Raw genomic sequence first — 20189 nt, forward strand, 5'->3', positions numbered from 1 at the left:
CCGCGGTCGGGCGCCGGCGCGTCGACCAGCCCGGCCGGGGTTCCTCCGTCGCCGTCACTTGAGGTTGCCACCTCGTCGGCCTGCTCGTTTCGCGCCGCGATCAGAAGCCCGAGCAGGGCACCGATGACGCACACCACGGCCGTGGCCAAGAAGATGTCGGCGTACTGCATCGCGTAGGCCTCCAGGGTGGCCTGTTGCAGCCGTGTCGCCGCCGCGATCAGCTGGCCGGCGGGGGAATCGTCGGTTGCGGGTGGCTGCGCCGCCATCCGCTCCTGCAGGTACTGGTTGAACTTGTACAGCCCCCATGCGGTCAGTGCAGCCAGGCCGATGAGCATGCCGATCATGCGGGCCACCACCACCGCGGCCGACGCGATGCCGTGTTGGGCCGCGGGCACCACCCGCAGCGTCGCCGAGGTCAGGGGGCCGATCACCAAGCCGAGGCCGAGGCCGGCGATGGCCAGATCGGTGTCGAACGCGGGCAGCGCGACGAACCCGAGGTCATGGTGGCGCGACAAGATGTCGATGTGCCAGTGCGAGATCAGCCAGTAGCCGCCCCCGGCGATCAACAGCCCGACGAACGTCACGATGCGGTCGCCGATCCGGGTGGCGATCCACCCGCCGATCACGGCGCCGATGGGCAGCGCGATCAAGAAGCGCAGCAGCAGCATGACCGCCTCGGTCTGGTCCTTGCCGAGCACACCCTGGCCGAACAACTCGACGTTGACCAGCGTCACCATCAGCGCCGCGCCCGCGCACAGCGACGCGCCCAGCGCCGCCAAAAACGGCCGGAAATGCACGCCGGCCGGGTCGATGAGCCGGGTTCTGGCGAACCGCTCCCAGACGAAGAACGCCACCAGGGCCGCGGCCGCGGCGATCAGCACCGGCAGGCCGTAGTCGGGCAGGATCTTCTTGCCGTCGGGGGCGGGGTTGTACAGCCCGATCACCAACAGGCCCAGCGCGATGGCCAGCAGCACGCCGCCCACCACGTCGACCCGCTCCGGATTCTCGGGTTTGAGCCGGCTGGGCAGGCTGAAATGAATCAGGATCATCGCGACGGCCGCCAACGGCACGTTGATCCAGAACACGTCGCGCCACGTGTTCAGGGCCGCCACGACAGCGATGCCGTACAGCGGGCCCAGCACACTGCCCAGTTCCTGGGCGGCGCCGATCCCGCCGAGCACCGACGCCCGGTTGCGGCTGGCCCACAGGTCCGCGGCCAACGCCAGCGTGACCGGCAGCAGCGCACCACTGGCGACGCCCTGGATCGAGCGGCCGATCACCATGGGGAGCAGATCGTTGGACAGCGCGGTAACCACCGAGCCGACGGCGAAACCCACCAGGCTGGCCTGCAGGATGAACTTGCGGCCGAACCGGTCGGACGCGCGGCCGAGCAGCGGCATCGCGGCGATGTATCCGAGCAGGTAGCAGGTGATGATCGGGGTCACCTGCTGGAGCTGGTTCACCGGTATGCGCAGGTCGATGATGATGTCGCGGATGATCGCGACGACGACGTAGGTGTCGAGCGCGCCGAGCAGCACCGCGAGGCTGCCTGCGCTGATGGCAACCCTGCGGTTGCCGGTGGCCTGCGTGGTGTCTGTCAACGTCGCCATCAGACGGCGGGCTTGGTGACCGTCACCGGCTTACCCCAGTCCGACAGCGTCATCGTGACGCTGCCTTCCGGAGCGGTCTGCAGCGTGATCTGCATCAACGCGTGGTCGTCCTCCTCGGCGATCCACGCCGTGGCCGGCGCCGGTTCGGTGGCGCCGATCTGCGGCGCGATGGCGTTGACGGCATCAGCGGTGACGTTTCCGGTGATCCGGACCGTCTCGACACCGTTGATGGTCTCGCGGCCCTCGGCCTTGGGATCGGAGAAGTTGGCCAGCACGTTGGCGAGCCCGACCTCCGGGCTGAGGATGGCTGCGACGTCGTAGACGTCGGCGGCCGGGCCGAAGTCCTGGAACGCGCCCGCGCTGATCGCGGCGTAAAGGGTGCCGTCGATGACCACGAACCCGACGCCCTGCAACCGCGAACCCATGAACAGCAGGTTGGCCTCGCCGGCGGCGGCGACAGCGGGCACGTTGGTCAGATCGCCTTCCAGCGACTCCAGCGCCAGTCCGGGGATCTCGCCCTGCACGGTCAGCTTCAGGTGGACGCTCGTCTGGTTCTTGGTGGTTTCGGTCGACTGCGTGAGCAGCGTCGAAGCGTCGGGAAGGTCTTTTGCGGGCTCAGACGATGACGAACAGCCTGCGATAAGCGCGAGAACAGCGATCAGGGCGGCAAGTATCGCTACGGGGCGGGTCTGCATGAGTGCATCGTAGAGGGTCTCGGCGGGTGGTTAGTCTGGCGGCGTGTTCACCGGAATCGTCGAAGAACTGGGCGAGGTCGTCGCCAAAGAAGACCTTCGCGACTTCGCGCGGCTGGTCATCCGGGGTCCCGTCGTCACATCCGATGCCGGCCACGGCGATTCCATCGCGGTCAACGGCGTCTGCCTGACGGTGGTCGACGTGCTGCCCGACGGCGCGTTTTCCGTCGACGTCATCGGTGAGACGTTGAGCCGGTCCAGCCTGCGCGCCATCGGCGTGGGCAGCCGCGTCAACCTCGAGCGCGCCGCGGCCGTCAACAGCAGGCTGGGCGGCCACATCGTGCAAGGCCATGTCGACGGCACCGGGCATGTGATCGCGCGCACACCGGCCGAACGCTGGGAGGTGGTGCGCATCGCGCTGCCCACCGCGTTGTCGCGTTACGTCGTCGAGAAGGGTTCGATCACCGTCGACGGGGTGTCGCTGACCGTGTCGGGCCTGGGCCACGACTGGTTCGAGGTGTCGCTGATCCCGACGACGCTGGAGACGACGACGTTGGGCACCAGCGAGGTCGGCGCCCCGGTCAACCTCGAGGTCGACATCATCGCCAAATATGTCGAGCGACTGCTCGGCGCGCGCGACGACGAAACCCAGTAAATGCCCAGCTCAACGACCTGGCAATAAGATCGACGCCCCGGTGGTTCATACTGATGAGATGACGAGGCTGGACACGGTTGAGCGGGCGGTCGCCGATATCGCCGCGGGCAAAGCCGTCGTCGTCATCGATGACGAGGACCGCGAGAACGAGGGCGACCTCATCTTCGCCGCCGAGAAGGCGACGCCTGAGCTCGTCGCATTCATGGTGCGCTACACCTCCGGCTACCTGTGCGTGCCGCTGGACGGCGCGATCTGTGATCGCCTCGGACTGCTTCCGATGTACGCGGTGAACCAGGACAAGCACGGCACCGCCTACACCGTTACCGTCGACGCGAAACATGGAGTAGGAACCGGAATCTCGGCCTCCGACCGCGCGACGACCATGCGGCTGCTGGCCGATCCGTCCAGCGCCGTCCACGATTTCACCAAACCCGGACACGTTGTTCCGTTGCGCGCCAAGGATGGTGGGGTGCTGCGGCGTCCCGGCCACACCGAGGCCGCTGTCGACCTGGCCCGGATGGCCGGCCTGCAGCCCGCGGGCGCGATCTGCGAGATCGTCAGCCAGAAGGACGAAGGCGCGATGGCGCAGACCGACGAACTGCGGGTGTTCGCCGACGACCACGGTCTGGCGTTGATCTCGATCGCCGATCTCATCGAGTACCGGCGCAAGCATGAAAAGCACGTCGAACGCGTCGCCGAGGCGCGCATCCCCACCCGGCACGGCGAGTTCCGCGCCGTGGGTTACGCCAGCATCTACGAGGACGTCGAGCACGTCGCGCTGGTGCGCGGCGATATCGCCGGACCGCATGGGGACGGCCACGACGTCCTGGTGCGGGTGCACTCCGAATGCCTGACCGGCGATGTGTTCGGGTCGCGCCGCTGCGACTGCGGTCCGCAACTCGACGCGGCGTTGGCGATGGTGGCCCGCGAGGGGCGCGGCGTCGTGCTCTACATGCGCGGCCATGAGGGCCGCGGCATCGGCCTGATGCACAAGCTGCAGGCCTATCAGCTGCAGGACGCCGGCGATGACACCGTCGACGCCAACCTCAAGCTCGGCCTGCCCGCCGACGCCCGCGACTACGGCATCGGGGCGCAGATCCTCGTCGATCTCGGGGTGCGGTCGATGCGGCTGTTGACCAACAACCCGGCCAAGCGCGTCGGCTTGGACGGATACGGGCTGCACATCATCGAACGGGTTCCGCTGCCGGTGCGCGCCAACGCCGAGAACATCCGCTACCTGATGACCAAACGCGACCGGATGGGCCATGACCTCGTCGGCCTCGACGACTACCACGAGGCCACCACCATGGACGCCTACGAGGAAGGCGTCTACCTGCTCGGTGACCGCAGGCCAAGCGATTTGGATCTCGGCGGAGCCCTATGAGCCCAGCGGCCGGCGTCCCCGACCTGCCTGAGCTCGACGCGTCAGGTTTGACGCTGGGCATCGTGGCCAGCACCTGGCACGAGACCATCTGCGACGCCCTGCTCGACGGCGCGCAAAAAGTGGTCACCGAGGCCGGCATCGACAACCCGACCGTGGTGCGGGTGCTTGGTGCGATCGAAATCCCGGTGGTCGCACAGGCGTTGGCGGCCACGCACGACGCAGTGGTGGCGCTGGGTGTGGTGATCCGCGGGGAGACACCGCATTTCGACTATGTGTGCGACGCCGTCACCCAGGGGCTGACGCGGGTGTCGCTGGACGCGTCCACGCCGGTTGCCAACGGCGTGCTGACCACGAACAACGAAGCCCAAGCGCTCGACAGGGCCGGCTTGCCGACATCGGCCGAGGACAAAGGGGCGCAGGCCGCCGCGGCCGCGCTGTCCACCGCGCTGACCCTTCGCGGCCTGCGCAAATGAGTGACTGGGACCTACAGGTACGGCCGCATCTGGCGCCGTATTTCGTGTACGCCGCCGCGGCGCTGATCCTGGCCGCGCACATCACGGTCGGGGCGCTGCTGAAGATCGCGTCGACCGGGGTGATCTTCCGCACCGCCGACCAGGTGGCGATCGCGCTGCTGGGCGTGGTGATCGCCGGGGCGGTGCTGCTGCTGGCCCGGCCCCGCATGCGCATCGGCGCGGCAGGCGTCTCGGTGCGAAACCTGTTCGGCTACCGCCTGATTCCGTGGTCGCAGGTTGTCGACGTGTCGTTTCCCCCCGGTGCGCGGTGGGCGCGGGTCGACCTGCCCGACGACGAGTACATTCCCGTGATGGCGATCCAGGCCATCGACAAGGACCGCGCCGTCGACGCCATGGACAAAGTGCGGGAACTGGTCGACCGCTACAAGGGCATCAACTCGCGCTGACGCTCACGTCGCGTCGCCCATGACGACACCCTCACGGCGCGGGTCGGCACCGCCGACCAATCCGTCGCCGTCGACGGTCACCACCGACAGCCCGCTGTTCTGAGGCGCCAGGTCGACCTGATGACCCAGCGCACGCAGACCGGTCACCAGCGGATCGTGAGCGCCGTCGTCAGCGGTGTCGATCACCGGATGCTCACCACCGACGTTGGTCTCAGGGGTGTTGGCCGCGCCGAAGTCGACCATGGACACCGCCTGCTGGGGATCCAGGTCCCAGTCCAGCATCCCGACAAGGGTTTTCACGACGAACTGGATGATCACCGAGCCGCCGGGTGAGCCCACGACCGCATACAGCGGACCGCGGCGCTCCGGCACGTCCGACTGGTCGAACACCAGGGTCGGCGCCATCGTGCTGCGCGGGCGCTTACCCGGTTGCACCCGGTTGGCGATGGGCACCCCGTCGGGTCCGGTGGGTTCGGCGGAGAAGTCGGTCAGCTGGTTGTTGAGGATGAAGCCGTCGACCATGTGGAACGAGCCGAACTGAGCCTCCACCGTGGTGGTCAACGACGCCGCGTTGCCCTCGGCGTCGACGATGCTGATGTGGCTGGTGCCGTGCTCGGGTACCGCCGGTGCGGGCGCGGTCGACACGCCGAAATCGCCCGGCCCCGCGGTGCCCATCGTGTGCTGCGGCGAGATCAGCGCCGCCCGCCCGGCCAGGTAGTCGCTGCCCAGCAGGGTCTGCGGTGAACCGCCGGGCAGCGCAACAAAACCGGTGTCGGCGACGTAGCGGTCGCGGTCGGCATAGGCGAGCCGTTCGGCCTCGGAGACCAGGTGCACACCCATCACCGTGGGCCGCCCGCCGTTGAGGTCGACGTCGGTGGGGTGGTGGTCGGCCATCGGAAAGTGCTCGAGCACACCGAGCGTGGCGGCGACCGCGATACCGCCCGACGACGGCGGCGGCATACCGCAGATCTCGCGCCCGCGGTACGGCGTGCACAGCGGTTCGCGGCGTTTGACGGTGTAGGACGACAGGTCCTCGACGGTCATCAGGCTCGGCGTGCGACCGCCGGACGTGTCCGCCGCGGCCGCGACGATATCGCGGGCGATGGCGCCGGTGTAGAACGACTGCGGGTCGGATGCGATGGCGCCCAGTGTCTTTGCGTACCCGGGGTTGACCAAACGTGTTCCCGCGGGCTTCGGTGTGCCGTCGGCATCGAGGAAGTACTCGGCGGCCTGCGGGTCGACGGCCAGGTGGGTCGCCGCGGCGGCGATCGAGTTCGCCAGCCGGGGGCTGATGTCGAACCCGTCGTCGGCCATCGTGACGGCGGGGTCGAATAGTTCCCGCCAGCCGGTCCTGCCGTGTTCGACGTGGACCTCGTGCAGCAACCGCACGATGCCCGGCACCCCGATCGAGCGGCCCGAAGCCCTGGCATCGGGTTTGGGTTCGGTGCGGTCGGCGTCCGACACCCAGCGCAGGTAGTTCTCGGTGGCGGCCGCCGGAGCGGTTTCGCGGCCGTCGAAGGCCTGTACCGCACCCGTCGCGGCGTCGTAGTACAGCAGGAAGCCGCCGCCACCGAGGCCGGAGGACTGCGGCTCGACCAAGCCGAGCACCGCCTGCGCGGTGACCAGCGCATCGGCCGCCGTCCCGCCGTCGCGCAGCACTTCGCACGCCGACTGGGTGGCCAGCGGGTTGGCGGTGACGACCGCGTAGCTGCTCGTGCGCACCGCCGTCATGTCGCTGCGGTAGCCCTGCGCGGTCGGGTCACCGTCGGCGACGACGGCGCACACCGGCGCCTCCGCTGTGTCGGTGGCCGGTTCGTCTGCGCATCCCGTCAGCGCCAACGCCACCGCCGTCAGCGTGGCCAGCGACGAAATCCGCACCACTCGACGGTAGTTCATTGGCGCGGTTCTGCAGTCGACTCCGCAGAGACGTTGTCGACACGGCCAGTAACCTGGGGTCATGCCTGATCCAGCGACGTACCGGCCTGCGCCGGGGTCGATCCCCGTCGAACCGGGCGTCTACCGCTTCCTGGATCCGCACGGCCGGGTGATCTACGTCGGCAAGGCCAAGAGCCTGCGCAGCCGGCTCACGTCGTACTTCGCCGACGTCTCCAGCCTGGCGCCGCGCACCCGCCAAATGGTGACCACGGCCGGCAGCGTCGAGTGGACGGTGGTCAACACCGAAGTCGAGGCGCTGCAACTCGAGTACAACTGGATCAAGGAGTTCGACCCGCGGTTCAACGTCCGCTACCGCGACGACAAGTCCTATCCGGTGTTGGCCGTCACGCTCAACGAGGAGTATCCGCGGCTGATGGTGTACCGCGGTACGCGGCGCAAGGGCGTCCGCTACTTCGGCCCGTATTCGCATGCCTGGGCGATCCGCGAAACCCTCGACCTGCTCACCCGCGTCTTTCCCGCGCGCACCTGCTCGGCAGGAGTGTTCAAGCGGCACAGCCAGATTGACCGGCCCTGTCTGCTGGGCTACATCGACAAGTGCTCGGCGCCGTGCGTCGGCAGGGTCAGCGCGGAGGAACACCGCAAGATCGTGCTGGACTTCTGCGACTTCCTCGCCGGCAAGACCGACCGGCTGGTCCGCGACATGGAGCAGCAGATGAACCGCGCCGCCGAGGAACTGGACTTCGAACGGGCCGCCAGGCTGCGCGATAACATCTCCGCGCTCAAGCGTGCGCTGGAGAAGCAGGCGGTGGTCTTCGGTGACGGCACCGACGCCGACGTGGTGGCGTTCGCCGACGACGCGCTGGAAGCTGCGGTGCAGGTGTTCCACGTGCGCGGCGGCCGGGTGCGCGGCCAGCGCGGCTGGGTCGTCGAAAAGTCCGGGGAGCCCAACGAGTTCAGCCAGGAACGACTGGTCGAGCAGTTCCTCACCCAGTTCTACGGGGACCAGGCCGAGTTGGACGGCGCCGCCGATGAAGCGCTGAACCCGGTACCCCGGCAGGTGCTGGTGCCGTGCCTGCCCGAAAACGCCGACGAGTTGGCGACCTGGTTGACCCAACTGCGCGGTTCGCGGGTCATGCTGCGGGTGCCGCAGCGCGGCGACAAGCGGGCCCTCGCCGAAACCGTGCGGCGTAACGCGCAGGATGCGTTGGCCCAGCACAAGCTCAAGCGCGCAGGCGATTTCACCGCCAGAACCGCTGCGCTGCAAAGCATCCAGGATGCGCTCGGGCTCGCCGACGCGCCGCTGCGGATCGAGTGTGTCGACATTAGCCACATCCAGGGCACCGACGTGGTGGCATCGCTGGTCGTCTTCGAGGACGGCCTGCCGCGCAAGTCGGACTACCGCCACTACGCCATCCGTGACGCCGCGGGCGACGGCCGCTCCGACGACGTGGCCTCGATCGCCGAGGTGACGCGCCGCCGGTTCCACCGCCATCTGCACGACATCCAGGAAGCCAAAGACGCTGCCCCGCAGGAGGGAACAGCCGCGACGCCCACCAGAACACGCAAGTTCGCCTACCCGCCGAACCTGTTCGTCGTCGACGGCGGCGCCCCACAGGTCAACGCCGCGCAGGCCGTCCTGGACCAACTCGGTATCCGCGACGTCGCGGTGATCGGGCTGGCCAAACGGTTGGAGGAGGTGTGGGTGCCGTCCGAACCGGATCCGCTGATCATGCCGCGCAACAGCGACGGGCTCTATCTACTGCAGCGGGTGCGCGACGAAGCGCACCGGTTCGCGATCACCTACCATCGCAGCAAGCGGTCCAAGCGGATGACGGCGTCGGCGCTCGACTCGATCCGCGGGCTGGGGGAGCACCGGCGCAAGGCGCTGGTGACCCATTTCGGGTCGGTGGCCCGGCTCAAGCAGGCCAGCATCGAGGAGATCACCGCGGTACCCGGCGTCGGCGTCGCGACCGCGCGCGCGGTGCTCGACGCGCTGGGGGTGGAAACCGAATCCGGCACGCCCGACGCGGCGATCGGCGATGATCAACGCACGGTATCGGGATGACGGAACAGGGCATGCACGAGGAACTGCGCGGTAACGTCGGCGCCGAAGCGCTGCCTGTCGGCCGGTCCGACGAATCGGGTATCGACGTTCTCCTGGTCACCGGGCTGTCCGGGGCCGGCCGCGGGACGGCGGCCAAGGTGCTCGAGGACCTCGGCTGGTACGTCGCCGACAACCTGCCACCGGAGCTCATCGCCCGCATGGTGGAACTCGGGCTGGCGGCCGGTTCGCGGATCACCCAGCTCGCGGTGGTGATGGACGTGCGCTCGCGCGGCTTCACCGGCGATCTGGACTGGGTGCGCAGGGATCTGGCCACCCGCAACATCGCGCCGCGGGTGCTGTTCCTCGACGCCTCCGACGACATCCTGGTGCGCCGCTACGAGCAGAACCGACGCAGCCATCCGCTGCAGGGCGATCAGACGCTGGCCGAAGGCATCGCGGCCGAGCGGGCGGTGCTGGCACCCATCCGGGCGGCCGCCGACCTCGTGATCGACACGTCGAAGCTGTCGGTGCCGGCGCTGCGGGAGAGCATCGAGCGGGCTTTCGGCGGCGAGACGGTCCGCCACACCAGCGTCACCGTGGAGTCGTTCGGGTACAAGTACGGGCTGCCGATGGACGCCGATACGGTCATGGATGTGCGATTCCTGCCCAACCCGCACTGGGTGGACGAGTTGCGGCCGTACAGCGGTCAACAACCGGCCGTCCGTGACTATGTCCTCGGCCAGCCCGGAGCCGCGGACTTCCTGGACACCTACCACCAACTGCTCGAGCTGGTGATCGACGGCTACCGCCGTGAAGGAAAGCGCTATATGACCGTTGCCATCGGCTGCACCGGCGGTAAGCACCGCAGCGTCGCGATCGCCGAGGCGCTCGCCGACCGGCTACAGGCGGGTGACGACCTCACGGTGCGAGTCCTGCACCGGGATCTGGGCCGCGAATGAGCCCGCGCATCGTGGCCCTCGGCGGCGGGCACGGCCTGTACGCGACGTTGTCCGCGGCGCGCCGGATCACCCCGCACGTCACCGCGGTCGTCACCGTCGCCGACGACGGCGGCTCGTCGGGCCGGCTGCGCAACGAACTCGACATCGTACCGCCCGGTGATCTGCGAATGGCATTGGCCGCCTTGGCATCTGACAGTCCCCACGGCCGGCTGTGGGCGACGATCATCCAGCACCGCTTCGGCGGCAACGGCGCGCTCGCGGGTCATCCGATCGGCAACCTGATGCTGGCGGGCCTGTCCGAAGTGCTGGCCGATCCCATCGCCGCGCTCGACGAACTCGGCCGCATGCTGGGCGTCAAGGGCCGCGTGCTGCCGATGTGTCCGATCGCGCTGGGGATCGAGGCCGACGTGGCCGGGCTGGAGTCCGATCCGCGGATGTTCCGGGTGATCCGCGGGCAGGTGGCCATCGCCACCACCGTCGGCCAGGTGCGACGGGTCCGGCTGCTGCCCGGCGACCCGCCAGCCACCCCGCAGGCAGTGGACGCCATCATGGCCGCCGACCTCGTTGTACTTGGGCCGGGGTCCTGGTTCACCAGCGTCATCCCGCACGTCCTCGTCCCGGAACTGGCCGCGGCGCTGCAGGCGACCCCGGCGCGCCGGGCGCTGGTGCTGAACCTGGTCGCCGAACCGGGGGAGACGGCGGGGTTCTCCGTCGAACGCCACATCCACGTGTTGGCGCAGCACGCGCCGGGGTTCACCGTGCAGGACATCGTCGTGGACGCGAGCCGGGTGCCCAGCGAGCGTGAGCGCGACCAACTGCGCAAGACCGCCAACATCCTCGACGCTCATGTGGAGTTTGCTGATGTATCCAGACCTGGTACACCTTTACATGATCCGGCGAAATTGGCCGCAGCTTTGGAGGGTGTGCGGTTGCGGGGGCCGAAGCCGTCTGCCCCGACCGTGCCCACCCCGACAGTGAACGGACCGAGAGGTGACGACCCGTGGCGATGACTGCCGAGGTCAAGGACGAGCTGAGCCGCTTGTTGGTCAATTCCATCAGTGCTCGCCGCGCCGAGGTGGCCTCGCTGCTGCGTTTCGCAGGCGGGCTGCACATCGTGTCCGGCCGGGTCGTGGTGGAGGCCGAGGTCGATCTGGGCATCATCGCGCGGCGGCTGCGCAAGGACATCTATGACCTCTACGGCTACACCGCGGACGTGCACGTGCTCTCGGCCAGCGGCATCCGCAAGAGCACCCGCTACGTCGTGCGCGTCGCCAAGGACGGGGAAGCCCTGGCGCGCCAGACCGGACTGCTGGACCTGCGCGGACGCCCGGTGCGCGGCCTGCCCGCCCAGGTGGTCGGCGGCAGCGTCGGCGACGCCGAAGCTGCCTGGCGCGGAGCGTTTTTGGCCCACGGCTCGCTGACCGAGCCCGGCCGTTCGTCGGCGCTGGAGGTCAGCTGCCCCGGCCCGGAGGCCGCGCTGGCGCTCGTCGGCGCCGCACGCCGGCTCGGTGTCAGCGCCAAGGCTCGCGAGGTGCGCGGCAGCGACCGCGTGGTGGTGCGCGACGGCGAGGCGATCGGGGCGCTGCTGACCAGGATGGGCGCGCAGGACACCCGGCTGATCTGGGAGGAGCGCCGGATGCGCCGCGAGGTGCGCGCCACCGCCAACCGGCTGGCCAACTTCGACGACGCCAACCTGCGGCGCTCCGCACGCGCCGCCGTCGCCGCGGCCGCCAGGGTGGAGCGCGCGCTGGAGATCCTCGGCGACACCGTGCCCGACCATCTGGCCGCCGCGGGCAAGCTACGCGTCGAGCACCGACAGGCCTCACTGGAGGAACTGGGCCGCCTCGCCGATCCACCGATGACCAAAGACGCTGTGGCGGGCCGGATTCGGCGCCTGTTGTCGATGGCCGACCGCAAGGCCAAACAGGACGGCATCCCCGACACCGAGTCGGCCGTCACCCCGGACCTGCTCGAAGACGCCTAAGCCCTTTCCGGCCCAGTGGCCGGGAATAGAGTGGGAACCATGGAGACGCTACGGGTGGGGGCCGTCGTCGCGCGCCCACCGTTCAACGGCATGCCCGACGGCGGTGGCCTGGATATCGACCTGATGACCGAGCTGGCCAAAAAGCTGGGCGCCGCAGTCGAATTCGTGGACTCAGCCGGTTTCGACGGCCTCTTCGAGAGGCTCGACGCCGGAGAATACGACTGCGTGGCGGCGGGCACCGTCGTGACGCCCGAACGGGAAGCCAAGGCGCAGTTCGTGGCGCCCTACCTCATCTGCGGGCAGGCCCTCGCCGTCGACACCAAGCGATTTCCGAGGGTGACCTCGCTCGACGATGTCGCCGGGCTGACGCTGGGCGTGCGCCAGGGCAGCACCGGCCAGCCGATCGCCGAAGACCTGGTCGCCGAAGGCCGCGCCGAGGCGGTGCGCGTGTATGCCCCCGGCAACGTCGACACCGCGCTGACCGACCTGGGCAGCGGCGGGTGCGACGCGTTTTTGGAGCTGGGGCCGGTGCTCACCGAACTGGTCAAACCCCTGCCCGGGGTGACGGTCGTGGCGCGCGGACTTTCGGTGGAGAACATCGCCGTCGCCGTCGGCCTGCACAACCAGGCGTTGCTCAGCCGGCTCAGCGTCGCGCAGGCCGAACTCGAAGACGACGGCACGCTGCAGAAGATCCGGCGCAAATGGCTGGGTAACCCCTATGCCGACCAGAGCCTTGCGGTGCACTGAGGTGCCCGCACGTGGTCGGAATCACACCATTACGCTGGCCTGTGAGCAGCACGGCGTAACTAGGCGAAATAAGGGAGAGACAAGTGACCATCCGGGTAGGCGTTAACGGCTTCGGCCGCATCGGACGCAACTTCTACCGGGCCCTCGCGGCGCAGCAGGCCGAGGGCAAGAGCACCGACATCGAGATCGTCGCGGTCAACGACCTGACCGACAACGCCACCTTGGCCCACCTGCTGAAGTTCGACTCGATCCTGGGCCGCTTCCCTGAGGACGTCACCCTCGAGGGCGAGGACAACATCGTCGTGGGCAGCAAGAAGATCAAGGCCCTCGAGGTCAAGGAAGGCCCGTCGGCGCTGCCCTGGGGTGATCTCGGCGTGGACGTGGTGGTCGAGTCCACCGGTATCTTCACCGACGCGGCAAAGGCCAAGGGCCACCTGGACGCCGGCGCCAAGAAGGTCATCATCTCCGCACCGGCGAAGGGCGAGGACCTGACGGTCGTGCTCGGCGTCAACGACGACAAGTACGACGGCAGCCAGAACATCATTTCCAACGCGTCGTGCACCACGAACTGCCTGGGCCCGCTGGCCAAGGTCCTCAACGACGAGTTCGGCATCGTCAAGGGCCTGATGACCACCATCCACGCCTACACCCAGGACCAGAACCTGCAGGACGGCCCGCACAAGGACCTGCGTCGCGCCCGCGCCGCCGCGGTCAACATCGTGCCGACGTCCACCGGTGCCGCCAAGGCCATCGGCCTGGTGCTGCCCGAGTTGAAGGGCAAGCTCGACGGGTACGCGCTGCGGGTGCCGATCCCCACCGGTTCGGTCACCGACCTGACCGCGGAGTTGAGCAAGTCGGCCACCGTCGACGAGATCAACGCCGCGTTCAAGGCGGCCGCCGACGGTCCGCTCAAGGGCATCCTGAAGTACTACGACGCTCCGATCGTGTCGGCCGACATCGTCACCGACCCGCACAGCTCACTGTTCGACTCCGGGCTGACCAAGGTGATCGACAACCAGGCCAAGGTGGTGTCCTGGTACGACAACGAGTGGGGCTACGCAAACCGGTGCGTGGACCTCGTCGCGCTGGTCGGCAAGTCCCTCTAGCTGTGGCGATCAAATCACTCGACGACCTTCTGGCCGAGGGTGTTTCGGGCAGAGGCGTGTTGGTGCGCTCGGATCTCAACGTCCCGCTGGACGACGAGGGCAACATCACCGATCCCGGGCGGATCAGCGCGTCGGTGCCCACGCTGAGCGCGCTGGCCGACGCCGGGGCGAAGGTCATCGTCACCGCACATCTGGGCAGGCCCAAGGGCACCCCGGACCCGAAACTGTCGCTGGCGCCGGTCGCGGTCGCGCTGGGGGAGCAGCTGGGTCGCCACGTGCAGTTGGCCGGGGACGTGGTCGGCGCCGACGCGCTGGCCAGGGCCGAAGGCCTGACCGACGGCGACGTGCTGTTGCTGGAGAACATCCGCTTCGATCCCCGCGAGACCAGCAAGGACGATAACGAGCGGCTGGCGCTGGCCCGGCAGCTGGCCGAACTCGTCAGCGCCCCCGACGGTTCACCGGGCGCGTTCGTCTCCGACGGGTTCGGGGTGGTGCACCGCAAGCAGGCCTCGGTGTACGACGTGGCCACGCTGCTGCCGCATTACGCGGGCCGGCTGGTGGAAGCCGAGGTCAAGGTCCTCGAACAGCTGACCAGTTCGACCGAGCGGCCCTACGCCGTGGTGCTCGGCGGATCGAAGGTCTCCGACAAGCTCGCGGTCATCGAGAACCTGGCGACCAAAGCCGACAGCATCATCATCGGCGGCGGGATGTGCTTCACATTCCTTGCGTCCCAAGGTGTTCCGGTGGGCAATTCACTTCTCGAAGAGAGCATGATCGAGACCTGCCGCAAGCTGCTGGACACCTACGCCGACGTGATCCACCTGCCGGTCGACATCGTGGTGGCCGACGAGTTCGCCGCCGATGCCTCGCCCGAGACCGTGCGCGCTGACGAGATCCCCGGCGGCAAAATGGGTTTGGACATCGGCCCGGGGTCGGTGGAGCGGTTCACCAACCTGTTGTCCAACGCCAAGACCGTGTTCTGGAACGGCCCGATGGGCGTGTTCGAGTTCGCGTCATTCGCGGCGGGCACCAAGGGGGTGGCCGAGGCCATCATCGCGGCGACGGGCAAGGGCGCGTTCAGCGTCGTCGGCGGCGGCGACTCGGCGGCCGCGGTGCGGCAACTCGGCCTGCCTGCCGACGGCTTTTCCCACATTTCCACCGGCGGCGGGGCGTCGTTGGAATACCTTGAGGGCAAGCAACTGCCCGGTATCGCTGTTTTGGAAGAGTGAGGGGTACGACAGTCGTGAGCCGCAAGCCGTTGATCGCGGGCAACTGGAAGATGAACCTCAACCATTACGAGGCGATCGCGTTGGTGCAGAAGATCGCATTCGCGCTGCCGCAGAAGTACTTCGACAAGGTCGACGTCGCGGTGCTGCCGCCGTTCACCGACCTGCGCAGCGTGCAGACCCTCGTCGACGGCGACAAGCTGCTCCTGACGTACGGCGCCCAGGACCTGTCGCAGCACGACTCCGGCGCCTACACCGGCGAGATCAGCGGCGCGTTCCTGGCCAAGCTGGGTTGCACGTTCGTCGTCGTCGGGCACTCCGAGCGTCGTACCTACCACCACGAGGACGACGCGCTGGTGGCCGCCAAGGCCGCCGCCGCGTTCCGGCACGGGCTGATTCCCATCATCTGCATCGGGGAGCAGCTCGAGGTGCGTGAGGCGGGCAACCACGTCGAACACAACGTGGAGATGCTTCGCGGCTCACTGGCCGGCCTGTCGGCCGAGCAGATCGGCCAGGCCGTCATCGCCTACGAGCCGGTGTGGGCCATCGGCACCGGCCGCGTCGCGAGCGCGGCCGATGCGCAGGAGGTCTGCAAGGCGATCCGCGACGAGCTCGGCAAGCTGGCGTCACCGCAGCTGGCCGCCGGCGTGCGGGTGCTCTACGGCGGCTCGGTGAACGCCAAGAACGTCGGCGAGATCGTCGCGCAGGACGACGTCGACGGGGCGCTGGTCGGCGGGGCGTCGCTGGACGGTGAGCAGTTCGCCACGCTGTCGGCCATCGCGGCCGGCGGGCCGTTGCCGTAGCGGCCAACTCCGGCCTGTACGCTGGCTGCCATGGAATTGGCCCTGCAGATACTCCTGGTCGTGACCAGCTTGCTGGTTATCCTCCTGGTCCTGCTGCATCGCGCCAAGGGCGGCGGCCTGTCGAGCCTGTTCGGCGGCGGTGTGCAGTCGAGCCTGTCCGGCTCGACGGTCGTCGAGAAGAACCTGGACCGGCTGACGCTGTTCATCACCGGCATCTGGCTGGTGGCGATCGTCGGCGTCGGCCTGCAGATCAAGTACGGCTAACCCGGGGCGACCACCGACGGCGGCACAATCGGCGCCATACCCGGATTCTGGGGAGCCTCCGGCGCAATCGGCGCCACCGGTAGCTGGCCGATGACCGCCCCTGGCGGCATCCGCGGTGGCACGCCTGGTTGTTCGACTCCTTGGGCCTCAGCCGGCGCGTAGCAGTTCGGCGACCCGTCGGCCTGCGTGTCGTCCGGATCCGAGGTGGGCACCCCTCCCGAGTCGACGCAACAGAGGTCGGCACTTCTGACGGTCTGCTTCATGCAGTTGTCGTAGGCCTCGATGTCCCATTCGCCGTCGTCGGGTGCGGCGGCGGCGATCGCATTCGCCGACAGCGCGACCGCAGCGGCGAACACCGCGGCCGATGCGAAGCGGGTCAGGGCGGAACCGGTGTTGGTGATGGTTGTGGCCATGATGGCCTCCTACAGAGGTGTCGAGATGGAAATATCGTGCGCGCATCCGCGCGCCGTTTTTCCGGGAATGGCCAAACTTCTTCGGTGGTCGTTGAGTGGGCAAGAAACGTGGCGGCACGGATACTGGAAGCCATGGTCGACGATCTCGAGCCGATCGGCTCGGTACAGCGCACCCAGGTCGGCCGCGAAGCGACCGAGCCGATGCGCGAAGACATCCGGTTGCTCGGCGGGATACTCGGCGACACCATCCGTGAGCACAACGGCGAGGAGATCTTCGACCTCGTCGAACGCGCCCGCGTGGAGTCGTTCCGGGTGCGTCGCTCCGAAATCGACCGTGCCGAGCTGGCAGGGATGTTCGACGGCATTGCCGTGCGGAAGTCGATCGCGATCATCCGCGCATTCACCCAGTTCGCGCTGCTGGCCAACGTCGCCGAGGACATCCACCGGGAGCGCCGGCGCGCGGTGCACGTGGCCGCCGGCGAGCCGCCGCAGCCCAGCAGCCTGGCCGCCACCTATGCGAAACTCGATTCCGCCCAACTGGATTCGGAGCGGGTCGCCGAGGCGCTCACCGGTGCGCTGGTGTCGCCGGTGATCACCGCGCACCCCACCGAGACGCGTCGGCGGACCATCTTCTCCACCCAGCACCGGATCACCGAGTTGATGCGTCAGCGGCTGCACGGCTTCGGCGATATCGAAGACGAACTGCGCAGGCACATCCTGACGATGTGGCAGACCGCCCTGGTCCGGTTGTCGCGGTTGCAGATCCAGGATGAGATCGAAACCGGGCTGCGGTACTACCGGTCGGCGTTCTTCGAGGTCATCCCGCAGGTCAACGCCGAGGTGCGGGTGGCGCTTCAAAGGCTTTGGCCCGACACCGGATTGCTCGGGGAGCCGATGTTGCGGCCAGGGTCCTGGATCGGCGGTGACCGTGACGGCAACCCGAACGTCACCGGTGAGGTGGTCCGGATCGCGACAGGCGAAGCCGCGTTCACTGCACTGGATCACTACTTCAGTGAGCTCGCCGCGCTGGAAGACGAGTTGTCGATGTCGGCGCGGCTCGTGACGACCAGCGAGGAGCTGACCGCGTTGGCCGACACGTGCGCCGATCCGGTCCGCGACGACGAACCGTACCGTCGCGCGGTACGCGTCATCCGCGGCCGGCTCACCGCCACGGCCGGGGAGATCCTCGACCACCAGCCCGAACGCGAACTCGACCTCGGCTTACCGCGTTATGAGACGTCGGACGACCTGCTCGCCGACCTCGACGTGGTGGACGCGTCGCTGCGGGCCGACGGCAGCGCGCTACTTGCCGACGACCGGCTGGCCGCGCTGCGAGAAGCGGTGCGGGTATTCGGCTTTCATCTGTGTGGGCTGGACATGCGGCAGAACTCCGATGTGCACGAAGAGGTGATCGCCGAGCTGCTGGAGTGGGCCGGTGTGCACCCCGACTACGGCGGCCTGCCCGAACAGGAGCGCGTGGAGTTGTTGGCCGCCGAGTTGGCCAGCAGGCGACCGCTGGTGAAGCCGGACGCCGAACTGTCCGAGCTGGCGGGCAAGGAACTCGACATCATGGCGGCGGCGGCGCGGGCCGTGCGGGTATTCGGGCCGCGGGCAGTGCCCAACTACATCATCTCGATGTGTGAGTCGGTCTCCGACCTGCTCGAAGCAGCGGTGCTCCTCAAAGAAGCTGGTCTGCTCGATGTTTCGACAGAGCATGCATATGCGCCGGTCGGCATCGTGCCGTTGTTCGAGACGATCGAGGATCTGCAACGCGGCGCCTCGGTGCTGGAAGCGGCGCTGCAGGTGCCGCTGTACCGGACGGTCGTCGCGGCACGCAGTGACCACCAGGAAGTGATGCTGGGTTATTCCGACTCCAACAAGGACGGCGGATACCTGGCAGCCAACTGGGCGCTGTATCGGGCTGAACTCGATCTGGTCGAGTCGGCTCGCAAGACCGGAATCCGGTTGCGGCTCTTCCACGGCCGCGGCGGCACCGTCGGTCGCGGCGGCGGACCCAGCTACGAGGCGATCCTCGCCCAACCGCCGGGCGCGGTGAACGGGTCGTTGCGGCTCACCGAACAGGGTGAGGTGATCGCGGCCAAATACGCCGAACCGCAGATCGCGCGCCGCAACCTGGAGACGTTGTTGGCCGCGACGCTGGAGGCCACGCTGCTCGACGTCGAAGGCCTTGGCGACGACGCGGATCCGGCGTATCGGGTGCTCGACGACCTGGCGACCCGCGCGCGTCACGCCTACTCCGAATTGGTGCATGACACACCGGGTTTCGTCGACTACTTCATGTTATCCACACCGGTCAGCGAGATCGGTGCACTCAACATCGGCAGCAGGCCGACGTCGCGTAAACCCACCACGTCGATCTCCGATCTGCGCGCGATCCCGTGGGTGCTGGCGTGGAGCCAGTCGCGGGTGATGCTGCCGGGCTGGTACGGCACAGGTACAGCGTTCGAAGACTACGTTGGCGGCGACGACGGGCAGCTGCAGACGCTGCAGGAGTTGTATCGGCGCTGGCCGTTCTTCCGCACGGTGCTGTCGAATATGGCGCAGGTGCTCGCCAAATCGGATATGGGGCTGGCCGCGCGCTACTCCGAGCTGGTCGAGGACGAGGCGCTGCGCAGCCGGGTGTTCGACAAGATCCTCGACGAGTACCACCGCACCATCCGGATGCACAAGCTGATCACCGGTCAGACCGATCTGCTGGCCGACAACCCCGCGCTGGCACGTTCGGTGTTCAACAGGTTTCCGTACCTGGAACCGCTGAACCACCTGCAGGTGGAGCTGCTGCGCCGCTACCGATCCGGGGATACCGATGAGCTTGTGCAGCGCGGCATCCTGCTCACCATGAGCGGGTTGGCCAGCGCGCTGCGCAACAGCGGTTAGCTACAGCCCGGCGCTGCGACGGACTTTGTTCACGGCCCCGCGCACCGCCTGTTCGGTAGCGGCCAACGGTGAGAGCACCGATTCCCCGACGCCGACGAGGCGTTCGACGCGGCCGACGATGCCCTCCATCCGGTCGACCACCGCGTTGAGCCGCGGCGCCAGTTCATTGATGCTGTTGATCGTCCCGTTGAACCGTTCCAGCGTGGCATCGAGGTTCTCGGTGGAGCTGTTGAGGTCCTCGAGTGTCTCGCTGAGCCCCTCCAGGATGGTGTCGACCTGCTCGACGGTGACATCGGCGTTGAGCGCCGCCTGCGCCAGCTTTCTGATCCGCTCCGGTCCGGTGCGCACCGGCTTACCGTCTTTGTCTGCCATGGCCACAATTATCACCATTCGACGGAACCGCGGCGTCGAACCGGGCGTCTAATCAGTGTGACGACGTGCGAAGGCGACACTCCGTCCCGCCAATGCCGGACCGACCCGCGACGCGCCTCTTTCGTATCTGATGCGTCTCGGTCATCCACCGACTACATCGCGGGTTACCGCGACGGTGAAACCGGGTGCTCCACAACCGGACACGACTGACGATGTG

General features: G+C 68.1%; 19 protein-coding genes. 14 read left to right on the plus strand and 5 right to left on the minus strand.

Annotation, left to right across the window (positions count from 1 at the left end; translation table 11 throughout):
* Together ABQE93_RS26810 and ABQE93_RS26815 are read right to left on the minus strand one after the other, a co-directional pair.
* Positions 1-1610 (minus strand): MFS transporter (locus ABQE93_RS26810; protein WP_448411936.1); only part of this gene is annotated, 1610 nt, incomplete at its 3' end.
* Positions 1610-2305, minus strand: a complete 696-nt coding sequence (locus tag ABQE93_RS26815; RefSeq protein WP_448411934.1) for an LppX_LprAFG lipoprotein — start codon at positions 2303-2305, stop codon at positions 1610-1612. The genes ABQE93_RS26810 and ABQE93_RS26815, both read right to left, overlap by 1 nt.
* A 43-nt stretch (positions 2306-2348) precedes the next feature.
* On the opposite strand from ABQE93_RS26815, the gene ABQE93_RS26820 reads away from it, so the two are divergent.
* From ABQE93_RS26820 to ABQE93_RS26835, 4 genes are read left to right on the plus strand one after another with little or no spacing between them, the layout of a single operon-like run.
* Positions 2349-2957 (plus strand): riboflavin synthase, encoded by a 609-nt coding sequence (locus ABQE93_RS26820; RefSeq protein WP_448411932.1) that lies wholly within the window; start codon positions 2349-2351, stop codon positions 2955-2957.
* Between the two features lie 58 nt (positions 2958-3015).
* Positions 3016-4341, plus strand: a complete 1326-nt coding sequence (locus ABQE93_RS26825; protein WP_448411931.1) for a bifunctional 3,4-dihydroxy-2-butanone-4-phosphate synthase/GTP cyclohydrolase II — start codon at positions 3016-3018, stop codon at positions 4339-4341.
* Positions 4338-4814, plus strand: coding sequence for a 6,7-dimethyl-8-ribityllumazine synthase (ribH, locus tag ABQE93_RS26830; protein WP_448411930.1), 477 nt, complete (start codon positions 4338-4340; stop codon positions 4812-4814). Before ABQE93_RS26825 ends, ribH begins: the two co-directional genes overlap by 4 nt.
* Positions 4811-5260, plus strand: a complete 450-nt coding sequence (locus ABQE93_RS26835; RefSeq protein ID WP_448411928.1) for a PH domain-containing protein — start codon at positions 4811-4813, stop codon at positions 5258-5260. The genes ribH and ABQE93_RS26835 overlap by 4 nt, the downstream gene beginning before the upstream one ends.
* A gap of 3 nt (positions 5261-5263) precedes the next feature.
* Here ABQE93_RS26835 and ABQE93_RS26840 read toward each other — a convergent pair whose 3' ends face one another.
* Positions 5264-7156, minus strand: coding sequence for a gamma-glutamyltransferase family protein (locus ABQE93_RS26840; RefSeq protein WP_448411926.1), 1893 nt, complete (start codon positions 7154-7156; stop codon positions 5264-5266).
* A gap of 61 nt (positions 7157-7217) precedes the next feature.
* Here ABQE93_RS26840 and uvrC point away from each other — a divergent pair, with 61 nt between their 5' ends.
* From uvrC to secG, 9 genes are all read left to right on the plus strand, one after another.
* Positions 7218-9221: an excinuclease ABC subunit UvrC gene (uvrC, locus tag ABQE93_RS26845; protein WP_448411924.1), complete on the plus strand. Its 2004-nt coding sequence runs from the start codon at positions 7218-7220 to the stop codon at positions 9219-9221.
* Positions 9218-10159 carry an RNase adapter RapZ gene (gene rapZ, locus ABQE93_RS26850; RefSeq protein WP_448411922.1) on the plus strand — a complete coding sequence of 314 codons (942 nt, stop codon included), beginning with the start codon at positions 9218-9220 and terminating at the stop codon, positions 10157-10159. The genes uvrC and rapZ overlap by 4 nt, the downstream gene beginning before the upstream one ends.
* A complete protein-coding gene (locus ABQE93_RS26855) occupies positions 10156-11169 on the plus strand; it encodes a gluconeogenesis factor YvcK family protein (protein ID WP_448411920.1) in 1014 nt (337 codons plus the stop codon). Before rapZ ends, ABQE93_RS26855 begins: the two co-directional genes overlap by 4 nt.
* Positions 11166-12143, plus strand: coding sequence for a DNA-binding protein WhiA (whiA, locus tag ABQE93_RS26860; RefSeq protein WP_448411938.1), 978 nt, complete (start codon positions 11166-11168; stop codon positions 12141-12143). The genes ABQE93_RS26855 and whiA overlap by 4 nt, the downstream gene beginning before the upstream one ends.
* Before the next feature lie 39 nt (positions 12144-12182).
* Positions 12183-12890: an ABC transporter substrate-binding protein gene (locus ABQE93_RS26865; protein WP_448411918.1), complete on the plus strand. Its 708-nt coding sequence runs from the start codon at positions 12183-12185 to the stop codon at positions 12888-12890.
* An 83-nt stretch (positions 12891-12973) separates the two neighbouring features.
* Positions 12974-13996, plus strand: coding sequence for a type I glyceraldehyde-3-phosphate dehydrogenase (gene gap, locus ABQE93_RS26870; RefSeq protein WP_448411917.1), 1023 nt, complete (start codon positions 12974-12976; stop codon positions 13994-13996).
* A 2-nt stretch (positions 13997-13998) separates the two neighbouring features.
* Positions 13999-15225: a phosphoglycerate kinase gene (locus ABQE93_RS26875; protein ID WP_448411915.1), complete on the plus strand. Its 1227-nt coding sequence runs from the start codon at positions 13999-14001 to the stop codon at positions 15223-15225.
* Between the two features lie 14 nt (positions 15226-15239).
* On the plus strand, positions 15240-16025 hold the full coding sequence (gene tpiA, locus ABQE93_RS26880; protein WP_448411913.1) for a triose-phosphate isomerase: 786 nt from the start codon (positions 15240-15242) through the stop codon (positions 16023-16025).
* A 30-nt stretch (positions 16026-16055) separates the two neighbouring features.
* The gene (gene secG, locus ABQE93_RS26885) at positions 16056-16289 is read left to right on the plus strand and encodes a preprotein translocase subunit SecG (protein WP_448411912.1); all 234 of its coding nucleotides are present in this window, start codon (positions 16056-16058) and stop codon (positions 16287-16289) included.
* Here secG and ABQE93_RS26890 read toward each other — a convergent pair.
* A complete protein-coding gene (locus ABQE93_RS26890) occupies positions 16286-16702 on the minus strand; it encodes a hypothetical protein (protein WP_448411910.1) in 417 nt (138 codons plus the stop codon). The two genes, secG and ABQE93_RS26890, sit on opposite strands and share 4 nt — an antisense overlap.
* A 132-nt stretch (positions 16703-16834) precedes the next feature.
* On the opposite strand from ABQE93_RS26890, the gene ppc reads away from it, so the two are divergent.
* Positions 16835-19600: a phosphoenolpyruvate carboxylase gene (gene ppc, locus ABQE93_RS26895; protein WP_448411908.1), complete on the plus strand. Its 2766-nt coding sequence runs from the start codon at positions 16835-16837 to the stop codon at positions 19598-19600.
* Here the strand turns inward: ppc and ABQE93_RS26900 are convergent, their stop codons facing one another.
* Positions 19601-19972 carry an ATPase gene (locus tag ABQE93_RS26900; protein ID WP_448411906.1) on the minus strand — a complete coding sequence of 124 codons (372 nt, stop codon included), beginning with the start codon at positions 19970-19972 and terminating at the stop codon, positions 19601-19603.
* Between the last annotated feature and the right edge of the window lie 217 nt (positions 19973-20189).

Source organism: Mycolicibacterium sp. XJ662, from assembly GCF_053484035.1.

Bases quoted from the DNA above. Each gene is read 5' to 3' on its own strand.
- ABQE93_RS26815 (WP_448411934.1), bottom strand. From the start codon at position 2,305: ATGCAGACCCGCCCCGTAGCGATACTTGCCGCCCTGATCGCTGTTCTC.
- ABQE93_RS26825 (WP_448411931.1), top strand. From the start codon at position 3,016: ATGACGAGGCTGGACACGGTTGAGCGGGCGGTCGCCGATATCGCCGCG.
- ribH (WP_448411930.1), top strand. From the start codon at position 4,338: ATGAGCCCAGCGGCCGGCGTCCCCGACCTGCCTGAGCTCGACGCGTCA.
- ABQE93_RS26835 (WP_448411928.1), top strand. From the start codon at position 4,811: ATGAGTGACTGGGACCTACAGGTACGGCCGCATCTGGCGCCGTATTTC.
- ABQE93_RS26840 (WP_448411926.1), bottom strand. From the start codon at position 7,156: ATGAACTACCGTCGAGTGGTGCGGATTTCGTCGCTGGCCACGCTGACG.
- uvrC (WP_448411924.1), top strand. From the start codon at position 7,218: ATGCCTGATCCAGCGACGTACCGGCCTGCGCCGGGGTCGATCCCCGTC.
- rapZ (WP_448411922.1), top strand. From the start codon at position 9,218: ATGACGGAACAGGGCATGCACGAGGAACTGCGCGGTAACGTCGGCGCC.
- ABQE93_RS26855 (WP_448411920.1), top strand. From the start codon at position 10,156: ATGAGCCCGCGCATCGTGGCCCTCGGCGGCGGGCACGGCCTGTACGCG.
- whiA (WP_448411938.1), top strand. From the start codon at position 11,166: ATGACTGCCGAGGTCAAGGACGAGCTGAGCCGCTTGTTGGTCAATTCC.
- ABQE93_RS26865 (WP_448411918.1), top strand. From the start codon at position 12,183: ATGGAGACGCTACGGGTGGGGGCCGTCGTCGCGCGCCCACCGTTCAAC.
- secG (WP_448411912.1), top strand. From the start codon at position 16,056: ATGGAATTGGCCCTGCAGATACTCCTGGTCGTGACCAGCTTGCTGGTT.
- ABQE93_RS26890 (WP_448411910.1), bottom strand. From the start codon at position 16,702: ATGGCCACAACCATCACCAACACCGGTTCCGCCCTGACCCGCTTCGCA.
- ppc (WP_448411908.1), top strand. From the start codon at position 16,835: ATGGTCGACGATCTCGAGCCGATCGGCTCGGTACAGCGCACCCAGGTC.
- ABQE93_RS26900 (WP_448411906.1), bottom strand. From the start codon at position 19,972: ATGGCAGACAAAGACGGTAAGCCGGTGCGCACCGGACCGGAGCGGATC.